At 52.8% G+C, this 19,513-nt stretch carries 15 protein-coding genes; 8 read left to right on the plus strand and 7 right to left on the minus strand.

The annotated features are described in order from the left end of the window. Window positions 1–186 precede the first annotated feature (186 nt). Window positions 187–1,116 carry a DNA replication terminus site-binding protein gene (gene tus, locus ACP3TC_RS10910; RefSeq protein WP_426818216.1) on the plus strand — a complete coding sequence of 310 codons (930 nt, stop codon included), beginning with the start codon at window positions 187–189 and terminating at the stop codon, window positions 1,114–1,116. 34 nt (window positions 1,117–1,150) lie between these two features. Here tus and ACP3TC_RS10915 read toward each other — a convergent pair whose 3' ends face one another. The 4 genes from ACP3TC_RS10915 to fumC all read right to left on the minus strand — a co-directional run bounded on the left by ACP3TC_RS10915 (window position 1,151) and on the right by fumC (window position 6,578). Beyond that, a complete protein-coding gene (locus ACP3TC_RS10915; protein WP_426818217.1) occupies window positions 1,151–3,580 on the minus strand; it encodes a fimbria/pilus outer membrane usher protein in 2,430 nt (809 codons plus the stop codon). Between the two features lie 5 nt (window positions 3,581–3,585). Then, entirely contained in the window at window positions 3,586–4,212 is a 627-nt protein-coding gene (locus tag ACP3TC_RS10920) for a fimbria/pilus periplasmic chaperone (protein ID WP_313857435.1), read from the minus strand. Window positions 4,213–4,335: 123 nt separating this feature from the next. Further along, complete coding sequence (locus tag ACP3TC_RS10925; protein ID WP_313857434.1) at window positions 4,336–4,944, minus strand: hypothetical protein; 609 nt, start codon at window positions 4,942–4,944, stop codon at window positions 4,336–4,338. Between the two features lie 236 nt (window positions 4,945–5,180). After that, window positions 5,181–6,578 carry a class II fumarate hydratase gene (fumC, locus tag ACP3TC_RS10930; RefSeq protein WP_313857433.1) on the minus strand — a complete coding sequence of 466 codons (1,398 nt, stop codon included), beginning with the start codon at window positions 6,576–6,578 and terminating at the stop codon, window positions 5,181–5,183. A gap of 194 nt (window positions 6,579–6,772) precedes the next feature. On the opposite strand from fumC, the gene manA reads away from it, so the two are divergent. Next, entirely contained in the window at window positions 6,773–7,945 is a 1,173-nt protein-coding gene (gene manA / locus ACP3TC_RS10935) for a mannose-6-phosphate isomerase (RefSeq protein ID WP_426818267.1), read from the plus strand. 140 nt (window positions 7,946–8,085) lie between these two features. Continuing rightward, window positions 8,086–9,594: a YdgA family protein gene (locus ACP3TC_RS10940; protein WP_426818218.1), complete on the plus strand. Its 1,509-nt coding sequence runs from the start codon at window positions 8,086–8,088 to the stop codon at window positions 9,592–9,594. Between the two features lie 69 nt (window positions 9,595–9,663). On the opposite strand, the gene ACP3TC_RS10945 is transcribed toward ACP3TC_RS10940, so the two are convergent. Continuing rightward, a complete protein-coding gene (locus ACP3TC_RS10945; RefSeq protein ID WP_426818219.1) occupies window positions 9,664–10,695 on the minus strand; it encodes a Mal regulon transcriptional regulator MalI in 1,032 nt (343 codons plus the stop codon). A 187-nt stretch (window positions 10,696–10,882) separates the two neighbouring features. Here ACP3TC_RS10945 and malX point away from each other — a divergent pair, with 187 nt between their 5' ends. The 5 genes from malX (at window position 10,883) to add (ending at window position 17,374) form a co-directional block, all read left to right on the plus strand. Next, window positions 10,883–12,478 carry a maltose/glucose-specific PTS transporter subunit IIBC gene (gene malX, locus ACP3TC_RS10950; RefSeq protein WP_313857429.1) on the plus strand — a complete coding sequence of 532 codons (1,596 nt, stop codon included), beginning with the start codon at window positions 10,883–10,885 and terminating at the stop codon, window positions 12,476–12,478. A gap of 43 nt (window positions 12,479–12,521) precedes the next feature. After that, entirely contained in the window at window positions 12,522–13,697 is a 1,176-nt protein-coding gene (locus ACP3TC_RS10955) for a MalY/PatB family protein (protein WP_426818220.1), read from the plus strand. Between the two features lie 150 nt (window positions 13,698–13,847). Next, window positions 13,848–14,948, plus strand: a complete 1,101-nt coding sequence (locus ACP3TC_RS10960) for an RHS repeat-associated core domain-containing protein (protein ID WP_426818221.1) — start codon at window positions 13,848–13,850, stop codon at window positions 14,946–14,948. 187 nt (window positions 14,949–15,135) lie between these two features. After that, the gene (locus ACP3TC_RS10965; RefSeq protein ID WP_426818222.1) at window positions 15,136–16,221 is read left to right on the plus strand and encodes an RHS repeat-associated core domain-containing protein; all 1,086 of its coding nucleotides are present in this window, start codon (window positions 15,136–15,138) and stop codon (window positions 16,219–16,221) included. A 139-nt stretch (window positions 16,222–16,360) separates the two neighbouring features. Further along, window positions 16,361–17,374 (plus strand): adenosine deaminase, encoded by a 1,014-nt coding sequence (add, locus tag ACP3TC_RS10970; RefSeq protein WP_313857423.1) that lies wholly within the window; start codon window positions 16,361–16,363, stop codon window positions 17,372–17,374. Window positions 17,375–17,431: 57 nt separating this feature from the next. Here the strand turns inward: add and ACP3TC_RS10975 are convergent, their stop codons facing one another. Beyond that, window positions 17,432–18,469 (minus strand): oxidoreductase, encoded by a 1,038-nt coding sequence (locus tag ACP3TC_RS10975; protein WP_426818223.1) that lies wholly within the window; start codon window positions 18,467–18,469, stop codon window positions 17,432–17,434. Window positions 18,470–18,586: 117 nt separating this feature from the next. After that, the gene (gene araC, locus ACP3TC_RS10980) at window positions 18,587–19,507 is read right to left on the minus strand and encodes an arabinose operon transcriptional regulator AraC (protein WP_313857419.1); all 921 of its coding nucleotides are present in this window, start codon (window positions 19,505–19,507) and stop codon (window positions 18,587–18,589) included. Window positions 19,508–19,513: the final 6 nt, after the last annotated feature.

Genomic DNA, 19,513 nt, shown 5'->3' on the forward strand with positions numbered 1-19,513 from the left:
ATTCGATATGTGATTTACTGCACACAAATCCCCGCGCAACGCGTGAAAAAAGAGCAGAAACAGTCAAGCCTGCTGACCTGAGATAAATTTTCCGGTTATTACTGCTGAAATGAATTGTTCTCAGAAGCTGAAGTTGTGGCAAAATAAACCATGGTGTCTTGTATGTTGTAACTAATGGGGTATGCGATGAATCATTACGATGCTGTAGCGGCGCTGCATCAATGCGTGAATCAGCTGGAAGCTGAACTGAGCCAGTTACAGCAGCAGCTACAATCACTGCGCTTGTTGACTGCACGGGTGTTTAACCTGCCTCCCGTAGTGAAGGGAAAGGAACATGATGCCGTTACCAGGATTGAGGTGACCCAACAACTTGGCGCGGAAGCACTTCGTTCAGGGCTTGAACACTATTGCCGGCTGTTTATGCAGCATCAGTCGGAGCAGCTAAGCACGAAAGCTGCGGTTCGCCTGCCCGGTGCGCTCTGTTTTCAGGCGGATGACGAACAGTCTGCCCTGCTCCAGCAGCAGGTCGCGCGGGTTAATAACCTGAAGCAGCGACTGGAACAGATTGTTACGGTTGAGTCAGGCGTTGAAAGTGAGGAACGCTTTGAGTTTGTGCATACCCATCTGCGTGGGTTTATCACGCTGAATGCCTATCGTGCTATAACCCTGCTGGATGCACCCGACAGCGTGCGCTTTGGCTGGGCCAATAAACATATCATTAAGAACCTGACGCGGAGCGAAGTGCTGGAAAAACTGGTGCGCAGCCTGAAGTCCGGGCGAGCTATCGCTCCCTGGACGCGTGAACAATGGGCAGAAAAGGTGCAGGAGGAGATCGCAATGATTAACGATCTGCCCGCCGATGCGCGCTTGAAAATCAAACGCCCGGTAAAAGTGCAGCCCATCGCCCGCATCTGGAATAGCCAGCAGCAAAAACAGACCCAACTCGCCTGCCCGTCTCCACTGCTGGTGCTGTGCGCGGATAAAAATCAGGTGCCAACCCTGGGTGAACTGCTTAATTACGATGCCGAACGGATTAAACACCGTTATAAACCGCAGGCGGAAAAGCTGTTTGCTGTTATTCCGCGCCTGCATCTGTTTAGCGACCGACTGGTGTAAACGTTATTGACATGCCCTGTTCACAGGCGGCAAATCAGAGTAGGCATCGTGCTTCGCCTTGTTCATATTCGCGCCCGGGGTGCCAGCGTGCAGGCAAAGCGTAATCAAGCTGGCAACGCCCACCGTTAACCAGTTTGATCTGCAAGGCTTGTTTCTCATTAACATCGGTCAGCAGCAGGCCTCCCCGATCGCTGATGATGCCCGTTAGCTGTCCGCTCATATTTAACACCGATGATCCATAAGCTATAAATTGCTGGTTTTGATCGCGTACGGTGAGTAACACTGCGCGATTAATTTTGGTCGGGATTTCCAGACTTAACATCGATCCACGAGCCGGGCGCACTTTTTCCCTGACGCTGCCAACCTGAACATCGAAAGGAATATTCTGCGTATCCAGCCTGATTTCAGACTCCTGCCACGGCGAAAGCGAGGGTAACAGCACGCTTCCACTGTTACTGGTACGCCCGCTTCCGGCCCCACTCACTTTAACTCCGGCCAGTTCCGGCACCAGTAACACTCCCCAGGTATCGTCAATTGATTGAGAGTGCGCCAGCCATTGCCCCTTCGCCAGCGCCAGCGATCCCTTGGTGCCGAGAGTGACATTTTTACGCCCCTCATCCTGCTGCTGATAGCTGAGGTTGTAGCGTGCAAAATCAGTTTTCCCCCTCAGATACGCGCGTGAATTGCTGGTATTGCGGGAGTTGCTGCGACTGAGGCTGTAAGCGAACCGATCATCGACGCGATGGTCGTAAACCATCGAAGACTGACTGCCGGTCTGACTATCCCGACTGGCGCTGAAGCCGATTGACTGCGCTTTGCCAAAAGGAATGGTGGTGTTAAGCATGATTCTGTCGCGATCAACCAGGCCAGAGCCTTTTGGCTGGTCGGCAGACCAGTATTGACTTTCAGAGTGTTGCCAGCTCAGATTTAACGTGGCACGGGCAATGTTTTTTCGCCAGCTGACGCCGTAAGTATTACTGATACCATTGCCCCGGCTGGCCGAGTACCAGGTGCTTAACGAGCCAAAATCCTCACTGGAAAGCTGACTGGCAAGGTAATAGCCGAGGCTGTCTTCACTCTGGCTATAGGGCTGACTGACTAAAGCCGTATAAGGAGAGAAAAAACCCGCCGATTGCCAGTTGCCACTGGCAGTGAAATTTAACCAGGGTGCAAACTGATAACTGCCCGCCAGGCTATAGAGTTGTCCCTGCTGGATATGGCTCTGCTGGTTATCGCTTTTGACGGTAGTTCGGCTCAGTGCAACTTCTGTATCAAGATTCAATGCCGGTAGTGGCTTATGGCTTAAACGCAGCGCGCTTCCCTGTGCCGCTTCAGCCATTAGCAATGAGCTGTCGACACGGCTGCGCTGCCCGATGCCCTGCCCCCAGGCACCGGTTAATAACGGCGCAGCATGATTTTCACTGTTCATCCCGGGCTGGTTACGCCAGCTGCCAATGGCCAGTGCATATTCAGGTGCGACCGAGAGACGGCCACTCGCCAGCGGATCCACTCGGGTGATAAACCGTTTTTCACTGCCACTCTCTTCACGCACCAGCACCTCAACCTCTGACAGCGGTGACAGGCCCGATACGTTATTCAGTGCGAATGGTCCCGACGCTACCCGGGTGCGGTAGAGCATTCTGCCATTTTGCCAAATCTCAACGGTGGCATTATCGTTGGCACTGCCAATGATCGGGGTATTATTGTTATTCAGCGCGCTGGTCAACGCGCTGTCACTCACCAGCTGCACGCCATTAATTGGCAATCCAGAAAAACGCTGCGTCTGGGTAAGCAGTTCACCCGCCTGAAAAACAGCCGCTAACAGCGGTACCCCACGTGCCAGCCAGGCTTGTTGATGCCGTGTCTCACTGCCATAGCGGCTGTTATGGGTGAAATCATCAACGCTGCGCAGTACCCAGTTGGAAAAGTTAGCGCCGTATTCGACGCTCAGCTGGCTGGCATCGGTGGCGGCTGAACGACCACCACGGGTGGAATAATGATAAATATCGTAGTTCATCATTAGCCCATTACCGCCATAGCGGAAGCCCTCCGCTTGTGATGTAAACGCGCTCTGCGGTACGGTTATTTGTACCCCACCCTGTGCCGGTAGCAGCGTGACCGTAGATAAAGGAATGTGCTGATCCAGGCTGACACAGCCCTGCGCCGGGAACCATTCCGACTTAAGCGTTAGCCTGCTGGCCATCACCCGATCCAGACACAGCTCACCGTCAGCGGTAAATTCAACTTCCTGGGGTTGCGCTCGCTGGCCGTTTACCGACAGTGAGACCCACTGCTTACCCGGTAAAAAGCGCGTGCCGGTCGAAAAGAACTGCGCAATATCCTCACCATAGCCGAGCGCCCGTAGCTGTGTGATATCAAAATCTTGCGCATAAGCGATATTAAGCGGTGAAATGAACACAACGGTTAACAGACCGGCCACCATAGCCCGATAAGCTCTCATCATGCATCTCAGCGTGGCGTAATGCTGACAGGCTTGCTCAGCAAGCCTTTACTGTCGAAGGGACTGATTTTTACATCGCTGATATTACTGCTGCTGATCGGTAGTGTCAGTGTCTCATGCGGACGTAAATAAGCGCGGCTTAACGTCAGCTTTTCTGCGGCAGGCATCAGCGTCACGGCAGGTTGCAGGCGCACCAGCCGATCTCCGGTATTCGTTACCACCAGCTGATTAGTATGTTGTTGCCAGCGCAGATCGCTCCAGACGCTTGAGCCTGTGGCATAACTTGCTGAACGCACCACTAAGGGAATCACCTGGCTCAGACCCACCCCAAGATAGTTCCCCTGCGACATCTGCCCTACTCCGGTCAGATTGAGGCGCAGCAGGACATCCTGCGGCAATGCTGGGGCATCTTGTTTTAACCGTAAACGAATAAATTGGGTCGCTCCCGCATCAATGCGGATCACCGGCGGAAACACCATTATCTGGCTGGCGTAGCGGGTTTCCCCAACCTGGTCTTCTACTTTGGTGACTAACAACATCGGCACTTTATCGACATTGGTCACCTCCATACGAAATTCACGTATGTCAGGCGTTAATAGCGCCTGCATACTTTCCAGTTTAAAATTAGTGCTCATGGCAGATAAAGGTAATAGCAATGCACTTAGGCAAAGTAAGCGTGAGATTATCATGATATTTACCGGCGTTTAAAAGGCTCGATAAAAAACCGAGCCGGAAGTTATTATTAAAATTGTTATTTATCAGAAACCGTATTGAATAATAAAGTTACCGCTTACGATAACATTTTTTTCTGTTACCGGAGCAACGATGTCGGTTAAATTACGGAAAGCAATCTGCCCTACTTTAACCTGATAATCTTTTCTCGGCGTGGTGCGGTCACCGAAATAGACCGCACCTATTTTCACTAAATAAGTGACTGGATTAAAATTACTCCCATTGTCGAAAGCATCATGGTAGAGCGTTACATTGTTATTATCAGCTTTAGCGGTAACACCCTTAAACTCAACCAGCTTAGAGATCACGCCGCCATCAGTGTCGTTAAGCACATAGGCACCATTCTCGGGGTTGACCGTCGCTGAGTTATCGACAAATTTAAACTTTACTAACTGCGGTGAATCACAGTTAACCTGAAGGGTAAAAGGATTCGCGAGCAGCAGCGTCTGGCTGAGGTTGATCTGGCCAAGGTCACCGGTGGTGTGATCTAAACTTGCTGTACAGTCTCCGGATACGGGGGTACCCGCAGTGCCTGTTGCAATATATTGTAAGTCATCAATTGTGGTCGCCGCATAAGAGAATAGCGGTGCCATCATCAGACACAAAGAAAACATGTAACGCTTATTATTTTCCATAAAAATAAAACTCCTTTATATTTAACAAAAAAATTTTCTCCTGTACGCCCTATTACAAGACGCTGACGCATATTAATGTAGATTGGATTGAACATCAATAACCGGGGGAGATTGTATGCTTATTAAATTCACGCACTACCAAAAAGCGCTTATTTAATATAATGGAGGGCGACATTACTTGAAAAGAAATAAAAAAGGGCGACATTAATGTCGCCCTAATAAAATAATTCAACTAATTATGATTTCATACTGCCAACCATATCTTCCGGACGAACCCAGGCATCGAACTCTTCTTCAGTCAGATATCCCAGTTTCAGAGCGGAACCTTTCAGCGTCAGCCCTTCTTTATGCGCTTTTTTGGCAATCTCAGCCGCTTTATCATAACCAATGTGGGTATTCAGCGCGGTAACCAGCATCAGTGACTCATTGAGCAGCTGCGTAATACGGTCGCGATTTGGCTCAATACCAACCGCACAGTGATGATTAAAGCTGTCCATACCGTCTGCCAGCAGGCGCACAGATTGCAGGAAGTTATGAATAATCATCGGACGGTATACGTTCAGTTCAAAGTTACCGGATGCGCCACCGATATTGATGGCAACATCGTTACCCATTACCTGACAGCACAGCATGGTCAATGCTTCACACTGCGTCGGGTTAACTTTACCTGGCATAATAGAGCTGCCTGGCTCGTTCTCAGGAATAGCAATTTCCCCGATGCCGCAACGCGGACCAGAAGAGAGCCAGCGCACATCGTTGGCAATCTTCATCAGCGAGGCCGCCAGACCTTTCAGCGCGCCGTGAGCGTGAACCAATGCATCACAAGCCGCCAGCGCTTCAAACTTATTCGGCGCGGTAACGAAAGGTTGTTTGGTCAGTTCCGCCAGCTCTTTGGCGACACGCACCGCATATTCCGGATGGGTGTTCAGACCAGTGCCGACCGCGGTACCGCCGAGCGCCAGTTCTGCCACATGCGGAATACTCTGTTCAACATGTTTCAGGCTGTGCTCCAGCGCAGCCACCCAGCCAGAAATCGCCTGACCCAGCGTCAATGGCGTCGCATCCTGCAGGTGCGTACGGCCAATTTTAACGATGTCTTTGTAAGCTTCAGCCTTTTCTTGCAGCGTTTGCTTCAGCGTCTTCAACTGTGGAATCAATTGCTCACTTACCGCGATAACTGCTGCAACATGCATGGCAGTCGGGAACACGTCATTGGAGCTCTGGCTCTTGTTGACGTCATCATTCGGGTGAACCAGACGCGACATACCGCGCTCGCCGCCAAGAATTTCACTTGCGCGGTTTGCCAGTACTTCGTTCATGTTCATATTGGTCTGGGTACCGGAACCGGTCTGCCAGATTGCCAGCGGGAATTCGTTGCTATGTTGATCGTCGAGGACTTCGTCTGCCGCTTTGATAATGGCGACAGCGCGCTCATTAGCCAGCAAGCCTAAATCACTGTTCACTTTAGCCGCTGCCCGTTTGGTCAGCGCCAGCGCATGTACCAGCGCAGTCGGCATCTTTTCGGTGGAAATGCGAAAGTGTTCAAGTGAGCGCTGAGTCTGGGCGCCCCAAAGTTTATCAGCCGGAACATCAATAGGTCCCATTGAGTCTTTTTCAATGCGGTTGGCTGGCATTCCTGTCTCCTTAGCACGTACTTTTGGTTTAATGGCCCTTACATCCGGGTTGGCTAACAAGGGCGCGCGATAGTCTGACACATCGTAATTTAACATTATGAGACTTAATCGTCCTTATTGCACATCTGCTGTTCTTTTAATTACGGATTCTGCTTTAATGTGCCGAGTTAAATTGAGCTTAACAGGAATCTATGATGCAGAAATTGATCAATTCACTGCAAAACTATGCATGGGGCAGCAAAACTGCACTCACTGAACTGTATGGTATTGCCAATCCGCAACATTTACCGATGGCAGAGATGTGGATGGGCGCGCACCCGAAAAGCCCTTCGTGGGTGGAAATTGATGGCGAAAAGCACAGCCTGCGTGAGCTGATTGATGCGGATAAAGCGCAGTTACTGGGAAAACCGGTGGCTGAACGCTTTGGTGAATTGCCTTTTCTGTTTAAAGTTCTCTGCGCCGATCAGCCATTGTCAATTCAGGTTCATCCAAGCAAGTCGGCAGCCGAAGCCGGTTTTGCCAAAGAGAATGCCGCCGGTATCGAGCTCACCGCCGCCGAACGCAATTATAAAGATGCCAATCATAAGCCAGAGCTGGTGTATGCCCTGACCCCGTTCCTTGCGATTAACGGTTTTCGGGAAATGCATGAGATTATTTCCCTGCTGCAACCGGTCGCGGGCGCGCATCCGGCGATTGCTCAATTTTTGCAGCACGCCGACAGCGAAGGCCTGGCGCAGCTGTTTGCCAGCTTGCTGTCATCCGCAGGTGAAACCAAGTCCCGGGCGCTCGGCGTACTGAAGGCGGCACTTAACAGTCAGCAAGGTCAGCCTTGGGAAACCATCCGATCTATCTCCAGTCACTATCCGGATGACAACGGTTTATTTTCGCCGTTGCTGTTGAACGTGATTGAGTTACAACCTGGCGAAGCGATGTTTCTGTTTGCCGAAACACCGCATGCTTATCTGCAAGGGGTTGCGCTGGAGGTGATGGCTAACTCAGATAACGTGCTGCGCGCCGGACTGACGCCGAAATACATTGATATCGCTGAGTTGCTGGCCAACGTTAAATTTACCCCAAGCCCCTACCACCAGCTGCTAACCCAGCCTCAGGTTGATGGCAACACGCTGAACTTCCCGATCCCGGTGGCTGACTTTGCGTTCTCGATTTATACCCTGAGTGATACGCCAGTTTCGATTTCTCAATCAAGTGCAGCTATCCTGTTCTGTATCGATGGCGAGGCGACCATCGCTACTGCTCAGCAGCAGCTGGTACTACAGCCGGGAGAAAGCTGTTTTATTGCCGCCAATGAGCCGTCGCCAACCGTCAGCGGCAGCGGACGCCTTGCCCGGGTGTATAACGCATTGTGACATTGGGCTGACGCCAGCCGCATCAATTGCTATTATTATTCAAGCTATTAACAAAAACGCCCGCCGGGCGTTTTTCTGCGCTGCCGGTGAGAGGATTGCTCAGGTAGCGCTTGAAATCAGTGAAAGGACGACGACAGAAGATGAAAAAGACCAAGATTGCAGTAGGCGTAGTGGTTGCATTAGGTGTTATCTGGACCGGCGGTGCCTGGTTCACTGGTAAGCAGCTCGAAACCCATATGGACACCCTGGTTCAGAACGCCAATGCACAGCTGAATAATATTGCCCCGGACAGCCGCCTGAAGGTGAGCTATCAGGAATACCAGCGCGGCCTGTTCAGCAGTAGCGCCAAACTGGTGGTGCAGGCCAGCTCACAAACCGAAGATAACTCACTGCTTAAGCCGGGTCAGAGCATTGTCTTCAATGAAAAGATCGATCATGGTCCCTTCCCGTTTGCCCAGTTGAAGAAGTTTAATCTGCTGCCGTCGATGGCCTCAGTACATAGCGAGCTGGAAAACACCGATGCGGTGAAGCCGCTGTTTGAACTGACGAAAGGTGAATCTCTGGTGCAGGCTGATACCCGCTTCAGTTACAGCGGTGCCACCTCGTCGGCGATCAAACTGTTACCGGTTGATTATCAGAATGCCGAAAGCGGCCACCGTTTCGCCTGGAATGGCGGCACCCTGAATATTGATGCCGATGATAAAGGCGATAAAGTCAGTTTTGATGGTGATATCGACAGCATCGCCATCACCACAAAAAATCAGCTGGATATGCCCGTGCTGTTTACGCTGAACGGCGTGAAAGCCAATGCCAATACCCATCTTAGCCCGCAAGGTGTGCGAATTGGCGATCAGGGTATCAACCTGAAAAAACTGACCGCCAGCGTCAATGGCAAGGAAGCGTTAACGCTGGAAGGTTTACAAGGCACTTCCAGCTTTGATTCCAAAGATAACGTGGTATCAGGCACCATCGATTACACCCTCGACAATCTGATGATGCAGAATCAGTCGTTTGGTCAGGGCAAGCTGTCGATGAAACTGTCACAACTTGATGGTAAAGCGCTGAAAACCTTCTCTGAAAATTACAATGCTGAGATGCAGGCGCTGCTGAATCAGCCGGGCATTGCAGAAGATCCGCAGCGTTATCAGGAACAGGTGAATCAGATTCTGGTGGCTAATCTGCCGACTCTGCTGGAAGGTGGTCCGGTGATTACCGTGGCACCGCTAAGCTGGAAGAACGATAAGGGTGAGAGCAGCTTTAATCTGTCAGTACACTTTAACGATCCTTCCACCGCTACCGGCCAGGCGCAGAACATCAACCAGGCTGCCGATCGCGTGCTGAAAACGCTGGACGGTAAGCTGGTGATCTCGATGGATATGGCAACCGAGCTGATGACCCATGTGGCGATGGCAGAAGGCCATCCGCAGGAACAGGCAGCGAAACTGGCTGAGCAGCAGGTCAAAGGCATCGCGGCTATGGGCCAGATGTTTAAACTGACCACGCAACAGGATGATAATATCGTTACCAGCCTGCAATACGGCAACGGTCAGGTGACGATGAACGGCGAGAAAATGCCGCTCGATCAGTTCCTGGCTCGCTATATGCTGGGCGGCATGACGGCGATGCCGGAAGGGTTGCCTGCCGAGTAATACTTTTCTTCCGGGCGGCGCTCTGCCGCCCTTTCTTAGGATGATGCCGCAAAAACATTACCCTCTGCTTTATGCCGACCCGCGCTCAATTAACGTCGAAGGCATAATCACATTCTGAATATCTCCCTGTGGATCGGCCATACGCTGTAACAGACGTGCGGCGGCGCTGCGACCAATTTCACGTGCAGAACTGGTGATAAAGGTCAGCGGCGGATCGGTCAGTTGCGCTTCCGGCACATCACCGAATCCCACCAGCGCCATCTGCTGGCTGTAATAGCTGTCCAGCCCACCTTTACCAATACTGCGACCGCTGCGTTGCAGACCAAAATAGCAGCCGAGTGCAACTGAGGCGTTATGACACAGAATCGCGGTAATCGTCGGATGCTGTTGAATCAGCTGGGCGGTCAGCTCTGCCGCGTCGCGCTGATGGCTGCCACATTCAATAATCCATTCGCTGCGAAACGGTAAGCCGTACTGCATCAGCGAAGAGCAGTAACCACCAATACGCTCAGCCCGGGTTAACGAGGAACCGGAGCCCCCAAGCCATGCGATGCAGTGATGCCCACGTTTAATCAAATATTCAGTTGCCAGTTTTGCCGCGTGCATATTATCCGGGCGAATCGAGTCGGTTGCATCCAGCGAACTGGCACGTGAAGCGCAAATCAGTGTAATCCCTGCATCACGCGCTCTGACAGCAATCTCACCGGCATTCTCCGCTCCTCCGCCCAGCACGATGGCATCAACGCCCTGTGCCACCAGCGAATCAAAACAGCGGTTAAGATTTTGCCCCTGAGCGCCACTCTGCGTCAGAAACAGGACTTTGCCCTGCTTTTCCAGCGCCTCACTCAGTCCGGCGGTCATTTCAGCATAAAACGGATTACAGATATCACGCACGATCAGTCCAATAACGCCGCTGTCGCCACCGCGAAGCATTGCCGCCGAACGATTAGGGATATAGCCCAGCTTTTCAATCGCCCGATTCACACGTTCAGCAGTAGCGGGAGAAATTCGTCCCTTTCCGGACAACACCAGAGAGACGGTGGTCACCGAAATGCCCGCTTCATCAGCAACATCGGTAATAGTTATTTTTTTCTGAGACATAGTTCGCCAGTTTTGCCGCAAGAGGTCGGTTAGTCAGTCAACCGGACAGATAAAACGTTACACCGTCAGTCAACTAATGAAAACCCTTAGCGGCAATCAATATGTGAGCAGACTCGCATTAAATCCTGGTAAAACGTTTTATCTTGTTTTACCTCAGCAGTGGCTGAGTTTTTTGCCAGGAGAGTGTATGTCCACCCAAAAACCAAAAATATCCGTGTGGGAATTTTTCCAGAGTCTGGGGAAAACCTTTATGTTGCCGGTTGCGCTACTCTCCTTTTGCGGGATTATGCTCGGCATCGGCAGCTCCTTGAGCAGTCACGATGTGATCACTTTACTGCCGTTTCTTGACCATTCTGTCCTACAGCTGATCTTCACCTGGATGAGCAAAATTGGCTCTTTCGCCTTCAGCTACCTGCCCGTGATGTTTGCCATCGCCATTCCATTAGGCATGGCGCGTGAGAATAAAGGCGTTGCGGCATTTTCCGGCTTCGTGGGTTTCGCCGTGATGAATCTGGCGGTTAACTTCTGGCTGACTGCCAAAGGCATTTTGCCCACCAGCGATGCTGCGGTGCTGAAAGCCAATAACATTCAGAATATTATCGGCATTCAGTCGATAGACACTGGCATTCTGGGTGCGGTAATTGTCGGTATTGTGGTGTTCTGGCTCCATGAGCGCTTTCACACCATTCGCCTGCCCGATGCGCTGGCCTTCTTTGGCGGTACGCGCTTTGTGCCGATCGTTACGACGCTGGTAATGGGTCTTGTAGGCCTGACCGTGCCGCTAATCTGGCCGGTGTTTGCGGCGGGGATCCGTGGTCTCGGTTGGATTATTAACGGTGCCGGTGACTTTGGACCGATGATTTTCGGCACCGGGGAACGACTGCTGCTGCCATTTGGGCTGCAGCATATTCTGGTGGCGATTATTCGCTTTACCGATGCCGGTGGCACCATGGAGGTGTGCGGTCACAGCGTCAGTGGTGCCCTGACCATTTTTCAGGCCCAGCTCTCCTGTCCAACCTCCAGTGCCTTTGCAGAGAGCGCAACCCGCTTTCTCTCTCAGGGTAAGATGCCCGCGTTTCTGGGTGGCTTACCGGGTGCCGCACTGGCAATCTATCACTGCGCCCGCCCGGAAAACCGGCCTAAGATTAAGGGACTGCTGATTTCAGGCGTGGTGGCCTGCGTGGTAGGCGGTACGACCGAGCCGATTGAATTTCTGTTCCTGTTTATCGCGCCGCTGCTGTATCTGGTCCATGCGCTGCTGACCGGCCTCGGTTTTACCGTGATGGCAGTCCTCGGCGTTACCATCGGTAACACCGACGGCAATGTGATTGATTTCGTCGTGTTCGGCATCCTGCACGGACTCTCGACTAAATGGTACTGGGTGCCGGTGATTGCCGCTGTCTGGTTTGTCAGTTACTACCTGATTTTCCGTTTCGCCATTACGCGCTTCAACATCAAAACGCCAGGTCGGGAAATCGATAACAACAGCGAGGCGATTGCCAAAACCTTTTCCAGTGCCGGTATTGGCAAGTCTGGCTACAATGCGCCGGGTATTCTGGCTGCGCTTGGCGGCGTCGACAATATCACCTCACTCGACAACTGCCTGACGCGCCTGCGCCTCACCGTCAGTGATATGAGCAAAGTGGACGACGCCGCATTAAAGGCTTATCGCGTTATCGGCGTGGTACATCTTAACGCTCACAGTCTGCAGGTGGTGATTGGCCCCCAGGTGCAGTCGGTGAAAGATGAAATCACTCTTCTGATGCAAACCGCGGCGAATTAACCGGTTTACGGCAGCAGCCGCTGCCGCTTTATGTGAGGTTGCGATGTTTAACTTTGATCGGACGATCGACCGGCGCGGAAGCTGGTGTACCCAATGGGATTTTGTCGCTGACCGTTTTGGTCATCCGGATCTGCTGCCGTTTACCATCTCTGATATGGACTTGGCTACCGCGCCGGTAATTATCGACGCGCTACAGCAGCGGGTCACTCACGGCGTGTTTGGTTACAGCCGCTGGCAACATGATGACTTTCTGGGCGCTATCAGCCAGTGGTATCAGCAGCGATTTCGGCTGAATATCGAGCAACAGCACCTCGTCTATGGCCCGTCGGTGATCTATATGGTCGCACAGATGATTCGTCTGTGGTCAGAGCCAGGTGACAGCGTGCTGATCCATACCCCGGCTTATGATGCCTTTTACAAAACCATTGAAAGTAATCATCGTCAGGTGCTGGCTGCCCCGCTGGAGAAACAGGGCAATCACTGGCAATGTGATATGACCGCGCTGGAAAACGCGCTGAAACGCCAGCGCTGTAAAATTATGCTGCTGTGCAGTCCGCATAATCCGACCGGCAAAGTGTGGTTACGCAGCGAACTGGCACAAATGGCCGAACTGTGCGCCCGTTATCAGGTTAAGGTGATCAGCGACGAGATTCATATGGATATGATCATCGGTGATGTACCGCATACCCCCTGGATAAGCGTGGCATCTCAGCCCTGTGCGCTGTTTACCTCCGCGTCCAAAAGCTTCAATATTCCGGCGCTGGGTGGCGCATATGGTTTTATCACCCAGCCAGACGATCGCGCTCGCTGGTTTGATGCGCTGAAAAATGCCGACGGTCTCTCCTCCCCACCAGTGATGACGATTGCCGCACATATTGCCGCTTACCGACAGGGCGCTGACTGGCTTGACGCGCTGCGCGCATACCTGCGCAGCAATCTGCACTATCTTGCCCAACAGTTGCAGCGCCATTTTCCTGAACTTGACTGGCAGCCGCCTCAGGCCAGCTATCTGGCCTGGATCGATTTGCGTGCTTTACAGCTGGATGATCAGCGGTTGCAGCAAAATCTGATTGAACAGCAAAAAGTGGCGATTATGCCCGGTTATACCTATGGCACCGAGGGCAAGGGTTTTATCCGGCTTAACGTGGGCTGCCCGCGCAGTAAACTTGAGCTCGGTGTTCAGGGGCTGATACGTGCGATTAATGACTGCCGTCGCTGATTAACTGCTGGTTTCTGGCGGCCGTATCACTTCGTCAGCATCAGAGTGTGAATAGTTTAATACATTGATTTTATTCATAATAAATGATTATTTTTTCTGCTTTTTCCGGGGTATAAATCGCGTTCTTTCACACCGGAGATCGTAAATATAATGAATAATACTATGTTAAGTTTTAACGGTGAGCGTACCGATCCCGTCAGTGGTGCTTACCACCTTGGCAACGGCTATCGGGCTTACCATCCACAACTGATGCGCTTTACTACCCCGGACAACTTGAGCCCGTTTGCCGCCGGCGGTATTCATCCTTATGCATACTGTGCTGGCGACCCAATCAACCGTGCCGACCCCTCCGGCCATTTCAGCTGGCAGGCCGGTCTCGGCATCGGTCTGGGGTTGCTGGGCATTCTCGGCGCGATATTTAGCGCCGGAACGTCGATTGCCGCCACCCTCAGTCTCAGTGCCGCGCTGACCGAGTCTGCAGCGCTGGTCGCGGATGTCACCGGCATCGCCAGTATCGCCACCGGCCAGCACAACTCCCGCGCCTCAACGGTGCTGGGTTGGCTGTCACTGGCTGCCGGCATGCTGTCGCTGGGCACCGGTCTGGCGGCAGGTGGCTGGCGCATGTTGAATAATGAAACCAGAGGCCTGCGCCAGCGGCTGGGAAATGTTCTGCATACCGGGCTAAGCGGAGATGCCGCGCAGGCAGCGCGGCAAATGAACCGCGCCGGATTATCTCATTCAGGTGGCACCGAGCTAAACGGACTGGGATTACGCGAGAACATTTTTAATTCGAAGGTGTATCGGGTCGACCGGTTACCGCCAGAAGTCATCTTAAATGACGGATTCGACCCCTCCAAAATATTCAGAGGCGTGCCGAAAATGATTCCCGAATACACACCTGCTTTAATCGCCTCAGAAAGGGTGTTGGGTGTGCTGAAATTCAGAGCACTATTCCGTCTCAGAGGCGAGATGTCGTATGTGTATGAAATTGATGCAATGGGAGTAAAAGGCGTTTCACTCTGGAAAAACTATATCTTCAACCGCAGCGGCCTTGCCCAGCTGATTCGCAACGATGAGCCTGCCAGATTGGCTTTTGCCACCGCTGATGAAGATGAGTTTAATCGCGTTTTTAACCGAGCCAGTGAATTTTATGAGGTACATCTTTATCACCAGCAAATTACGCCAGACCGCATCCGGGTAATGTCTGCCGAAGAGGTCAGAACTTTAGAAATCAATAACCGCATCTTTTAACCGCTAATCGTGGCAGGTCATCATCTGGCCTGCCCCTGCCCGTCCACCCCTGACAGAGTGACGGTGATGTCATCATGTTAACGCGGGGCTGAAACAACAATAACAAACCGATTTTATTGATGATTAATGATTATTCCTGACGAATTTTCTCAGATATTAATGCGCTTTCTCACTAAAGGAGGCGATTATGAATACTCATCTGATGGCTTTTAATGGCGAACGTGCAGATCCGATCGGCGGTGTTTATCATCTGGGTAACGGCTACCGGGCTTACCATCCACAACTGAGACGCTTTACGACCCCGGACAACTACAGCCCGTTTGATGCGGGCGGCATCAACCCTTACACATACTGTGCAGGCGACCCAATCAATCGCGCCGATCCCTCCGGCCATTTCAGCTGGCAGACGGGTCTTGGCATCGGGCTGGGCCTGCTTGGCATACTGGGTGCGATATTTAGCGCCGGAACCTCGATTGCCGCCAGCTTTAGTTTCAGTGCCGCGTTGGCGGAGTCTTCAACGCTGGTCGCAGATATTACCGGCATCGCCAGTATCGCCATAGCCCAGCGGCATCCTCGTGCCTCTGCGCAGCTGGGTTGGGCGTCATTTGCCGCCGGGATGCTGTCGCTGGGTATTGGTTTGGCGGCGGGCGGCTGGCGTCTGCTGAATAACACCACTAAAGGCTTGCGTCAGCGTCTTGGGGCTGTGATGCATCAAGGGCTAAGCGGGGATTCGGCGCAGGCGGCACAGCAAATGAATCGCGCAGGGTTAAATCTTAATGACCAGGGGCTGCATGAAGAGATGTTTACTACCCCAGTTTATCGCGCAGACAGAACACCGCCGTCGATTATTTTAAGCACTGGTTTCAGGCCATCGAACACCTTCAGAGGCGTGGCTAAAATGACCTCACAGGAAAGTGCTGCCTTAATCGTCGCTGAAAATGCGGTTGGCGCATTACGCTATCGGCAATGGGGAAGCAACGCGGCTCATATTTATGAGATAGATGCCCGGGGAATGAAAGGCGTTTCACTGTTGAAAAATCTGACGATTAATAAAGCTGGGCTGGCTGAACATTTGTCGCATCCGGCCGCCACCGCAGCAGCGCTGGAGAATGCCGATTCACTGGATATCAATCTCTATACCAATCGCGCCAGTTACTTCCATGAAGCACATCTTTATCATCAGCAGGTGACGCCAGACCGCATCCGCGTCATGACTGCCGCAGAAATAAGAATAATAAAAGAAGAGCATGAAATGTTTGACTTATTTGATTAGATGTCAATCTGTACCCCGTCACAGGCGCGACCAATTAACCAGCAGTTAAGCGGTCGCGTTGCGCAATTCTCTGGCGTATTTGCGCAAGATGTTTTTATACTGCTCTGCACTTCACCTTATACAATCCAGAGAGTGCGAAATGATCGATACCCAGCTTCCCCTCACCGATATTCATCGTCACCTTGACGGTAATATTCGTGCGCAAACCATCCTTGATTTAGGTCGCGAATTTAATCTCTCACTGCCTGCCAGCACGCTGGACGCGCTGCGTCCGCACGTGCAGGTGACGAAAAATGAGCCGGATCTGGTCAGCTTCCTGCAAAAACTGGACTGGGGCGTTAAAGTGCTCGGTTCGCTGGATGCCTGCCGCCGCATTGCGCAGGAAAACGTTGAGGATGCGGCGCGCGCCGGTATTCACTATACCGAACTGCGCTTCTCTCCGGGTTATATGGCGATGAACCATCAGTTGCCGGTAGCGGGTGTGGTTGAAGCGGTGATCGACGGCATTAAAGCCGGTTGCCAGCAGCATGATATCGAGGTGCGACTGATTGGGATTATGAGCCGTACCTTTGGTGAAGAAGCCTGCCTGCGCGAGCTGGAGGGCTTACTGGCTCATCGCGACAGCATTACCGCGCTTGATTTGGCCGGTGATGAGCTGGGATTCCCTGGCAGTCAGTTCCTGAGCCACTTTAACCGCGCGCGCGATGCCGGACTGCGCATCACGGTGCATGCCGGTGAAGCCGCCGGTCCGGAAAGCATCTGGCAGGCCATTCGAGAGCTGGGTGCCGAGCGAATCGGCCACGGCGTGAAAGCAGTAGAAGATCCGGCGCTGATGGATTTCCTGGCTGAACAGCAGATTGGTATCGAATCCTGTCTGACATCCAATATTCAGACCAGCACCGTCGCACAGTTACACCATCATCCGCTGGCAACCTTCCTCGAACATGGGGTGCTGGCCACCATTAATACTGACGATCCGGCGGTTCAGGGTATTGAACTGGCACATGAATATCAGGTAGCGGCACCCGCAGCGGGCCTGAGCGCGCAGCAGATCCGTACCGCGCAGGAAAATGGCCTGAAGATTGCGTTTATCAGTGAAGCCGAGAAACAAGCGCTACGCGCGAAGGTTGTCGCCCTGCAGGGGAGCCGTTAACGGCTCCCGTTATCATCGCAGGCAATGTGCATGGGCGGCGAGAAGGATTAGCCGCCCCTACAGCGACAGCGTCTGTCCTTTCTCTGCTGATTGCAGGCCCAGCTCGATCAGTTCCATAACCTGAATCGCCTCTTCGGCAGTGACCGGGTTACTGCCTGTGCCATTTACCGCATCGCGGATCGCTGCATAGTAAGCCGGATAATTGCCCGGGATCGTCAGCAGCGTTTTCTCCACCATCACCTCACCTTCAGCCAGCGTCAGTACGCCATCACGCATATCATAACCCCAGTCTTCCTGCGGCGGGCGCGCACCATCCTTCAGCCGATCTTCCTGCGGATCCAGACCATATTTTATATAGCTGCCGCGCGTGCCGTGCACCTGGAAGCGAGCCGACTCCGCCGCCACCAGCATACTGCCGTGCAGTACCACCCGACGCTGTGGATACGTCAGTACCGCGTGAAAATAGTCAGTGGTTTGCGCACCCGGACGCAGCTCGGCCATATCAACATTGATGGCATCCGGCTTGCCAAACAGTTGCAGCGCCTGATCGATCACATGCGGACCAAGATCAAACCAGATACCGCTACCGGCTCCTTTCATTTCGCGCCAGCGCTGACGGACTTCCGGACGGAAGCGATCGAAATGCGATTCAAGATAACGCACCTCACCGAGCGTGCCATCGGCCAGAAGAGCTTTCAGCGTCAGGAAATCACTGTCCCAGCGGCGGTTATGGAATACCGAAAGCAACAAGCCTTTGGTTTTAGCCAGCGCATCCAGCTCGCGGGCCTCTGCCAGAGTCACGGTGAACGGTTTATCGACTACTACGTGTTTGCCCGCATTGAGCGCCGCTTTAGCCAGCGGGAAATGGGTATCATTTGGCGTAGGAATAACAATGACCTGAATGGTCGGATCGTCAAACAGCGTTTGTGGATCGGCAACCACCTGCATGGCAGGCCAGTCGGCATGAACTTTCGCTGCGTCGCTGCTGGAGACCGCAGCCAGCTCCATTTCTGAGGTACCGGCAATTAGCGGAGCATGAAACGTTTTGCTGGCGAAGCCATAACCCACCAGACCGACACGGACTTTATCACTCATTAGCATTCCTCTTGTTCAGCCTAAGCCTGCCGGTGAAGCAATATGCATTCACCGGCAAAACTTTACCTAATGATTTAAAACCATTAAGTCTCAGAGAACAAGCCAGATTGAGCTGAATTAGCTGTTTGTCCCCGATCGCGGCATCTGCCAGCTCTCCTCGGCTACCAGCGCATCATGGGCATCCTGACTGCGACGACGGAAGTCACTCGGGCTGACACCGACCCGTTTACGAAATACGCGTGAGAAATAGAGCTGATCGTCATAACCGACTTCACGCCCCACGCTGGCAATCGGCTCCTGAGTGGTCTGTAACAGCAGTTTGGCGCGTATTACTCGCTGATCCTCACGCCAGCGTAGCAGATTCACCCCCATCTGCTCACGGAACAGATGCGCCAGCCGCGACGGCGACAGGCAGACGAATTTTGCTACCTCTTCAATTTTAACCTCGCCCGCCAGATTGCCGGTAACGTACTGACAGGCTTCAATAACCCGCGGATCGCGCACCTGCTGATGAGAACGAGGATCTTCTTCCACCGCCCGCAGCAACAGCCGCTCCAGCAAATTCATCGCCAGCTCTTCGGCAAAGCGCCGTCCGGAGTTATGGGTCTGCTCAATATTGGCCATCAGGCGATCAAACTCTCCGCGCAGCGCCTCCGGCAGTCGCAGCCGGCCAACGCCCTGGTTCTGATCCTGCCACTGCAACCAGTCACTCCAGTAGGCACGCGGGCGGAAGTAAATCCAGCGGTGGAACCAGCAATCGCTGTCGGATGAGCGGCCATAGTAGTGCGGCGTTTTGGGCTGAAACAGCAGCAGGTCGCCCGGCTCGCAGTCAAATGCCGCTTCACCGTCAAATACCCGTCCGCTGCCTTTGATCGTCAGATTGAGAATATAGCCTTTCATGCCGAGCGGACGATCAATAAAAAAGTCCAGCGGCCCATTGGCGGTAATCGGCGTCAGCCCTGCCACCAGCCAGGCATTAAACGGATAGCCCGGCAGCAATGGGTTCGACTGAACGGTTCCAGGCAGACGGTGATACATAACCCC

The organism is Winslowiella sp. 2C04 (assembly GCF_050037805.1).
Classification (GTDB): Bacteria; Pseudomonadota; Gammaproteobacteria; order Enterobacterales; family Enterobacteriaceae; genus Erwinia; species Erwinia toletana_A.

Coding starts and splice junctions, on each gene's coding strand:
- ACP3TC_RS10920 (WP_313857435.1), bottom strand. CDS start 4,212: ATGAGCACTAATTTTAAACTGGAAAGTATGCAGGCGCTATTAACGCCT.
- ACP3TC_RS10975 (WP_426818223.1), bottom strand. CDS start 18,469: ATGAGTGATAAAGTCCGTGTCGGTCTGGTGGGTTATGGCTTCGCCAGC.
- ACP3TC_RS10955 (WP_426818220.1), top strand. CDS start 12,522: ATGTTTAACTTTGATCGGACGATCGACCGGCGCGGAAGCTGGTGTACC.
- tus (WP_426818216.1), top strand. CDS start 187: ATGAATCATTACGATGCTGTAGCGGCGCTGCATCAATGCGTGAATCAG.
- fumC (WP_313857433.1), bottom strand. CDS start 6,578: ATGCCAGCCAACCGCATTGAAAAAGACTCAATGGGACCTATTGATGTT.
- ACP3TC_RS10915 (WP_426818217.1), bottom strand. CDS start 3,580: ATGATGAGAGCTTATCGGGCTATGGTGGCCGGTCTGTTAACCGTTGTG.
- manA (WP_426818267.1), top strand. CDS start 6,773: ATGCAGAAATTGATCAATTCACTGCAAAACTATGCATGGGGCAGCAAA.
- ACP3TC_RS10940 (WP_426818218.1), top strand. CDS start 8,086: ATGAAAAAGACCAAGATTGCAGTAGGCGTAGTGGTTGCATTAGGTGTT.
- malX (WP_313857429.1), top strand. CDS start 10,883: ATGTCCACCCAAAAACCAAAAATATCCGTGTGGGAATTTTTCCAGAGT.
- ACP3TC_RS10945 (WP_426818219.1), bottom strand. CDS start 10,695: ATGTCTCAGAAAAAAATAACTATTACCGATGTTGCTGATGAAGCGGGC.
- ACP3TC_RS10965 (WP_426818222.1), top strand. CDS start 15,136: ATGAATACTCATCTGATGGCTTTTAATGGCGAACGTGCAGATCCGATC.
- add (WP_313857423.1), top strand. CDS start 16,361: ATGATCGATACCCAGCTTCCCCTCACCGATATTCATCGTCACCTTGAC.
- ACP3TC_RS10960 (WP_426818221.1), top strand. CDS start 13,848: ATGAATAATACTATGTTAAGTTTTAACGGTGAGCGTACCGATCCCGTC.
- araC (WP_313857419.1), bottom strand. CDS start 19,507: ATGTATCACCGTCTGCCTGGAACCGTTCAGTCGAACCCATTGCTGCCG.
- ACP3TC_RS10925 (WP_313857434.1), bottom strand. CDS start 4,944: ATGGAAAATAATAAGCGTTACATGTTTTCTTTGTGTCTGATGATGGCA.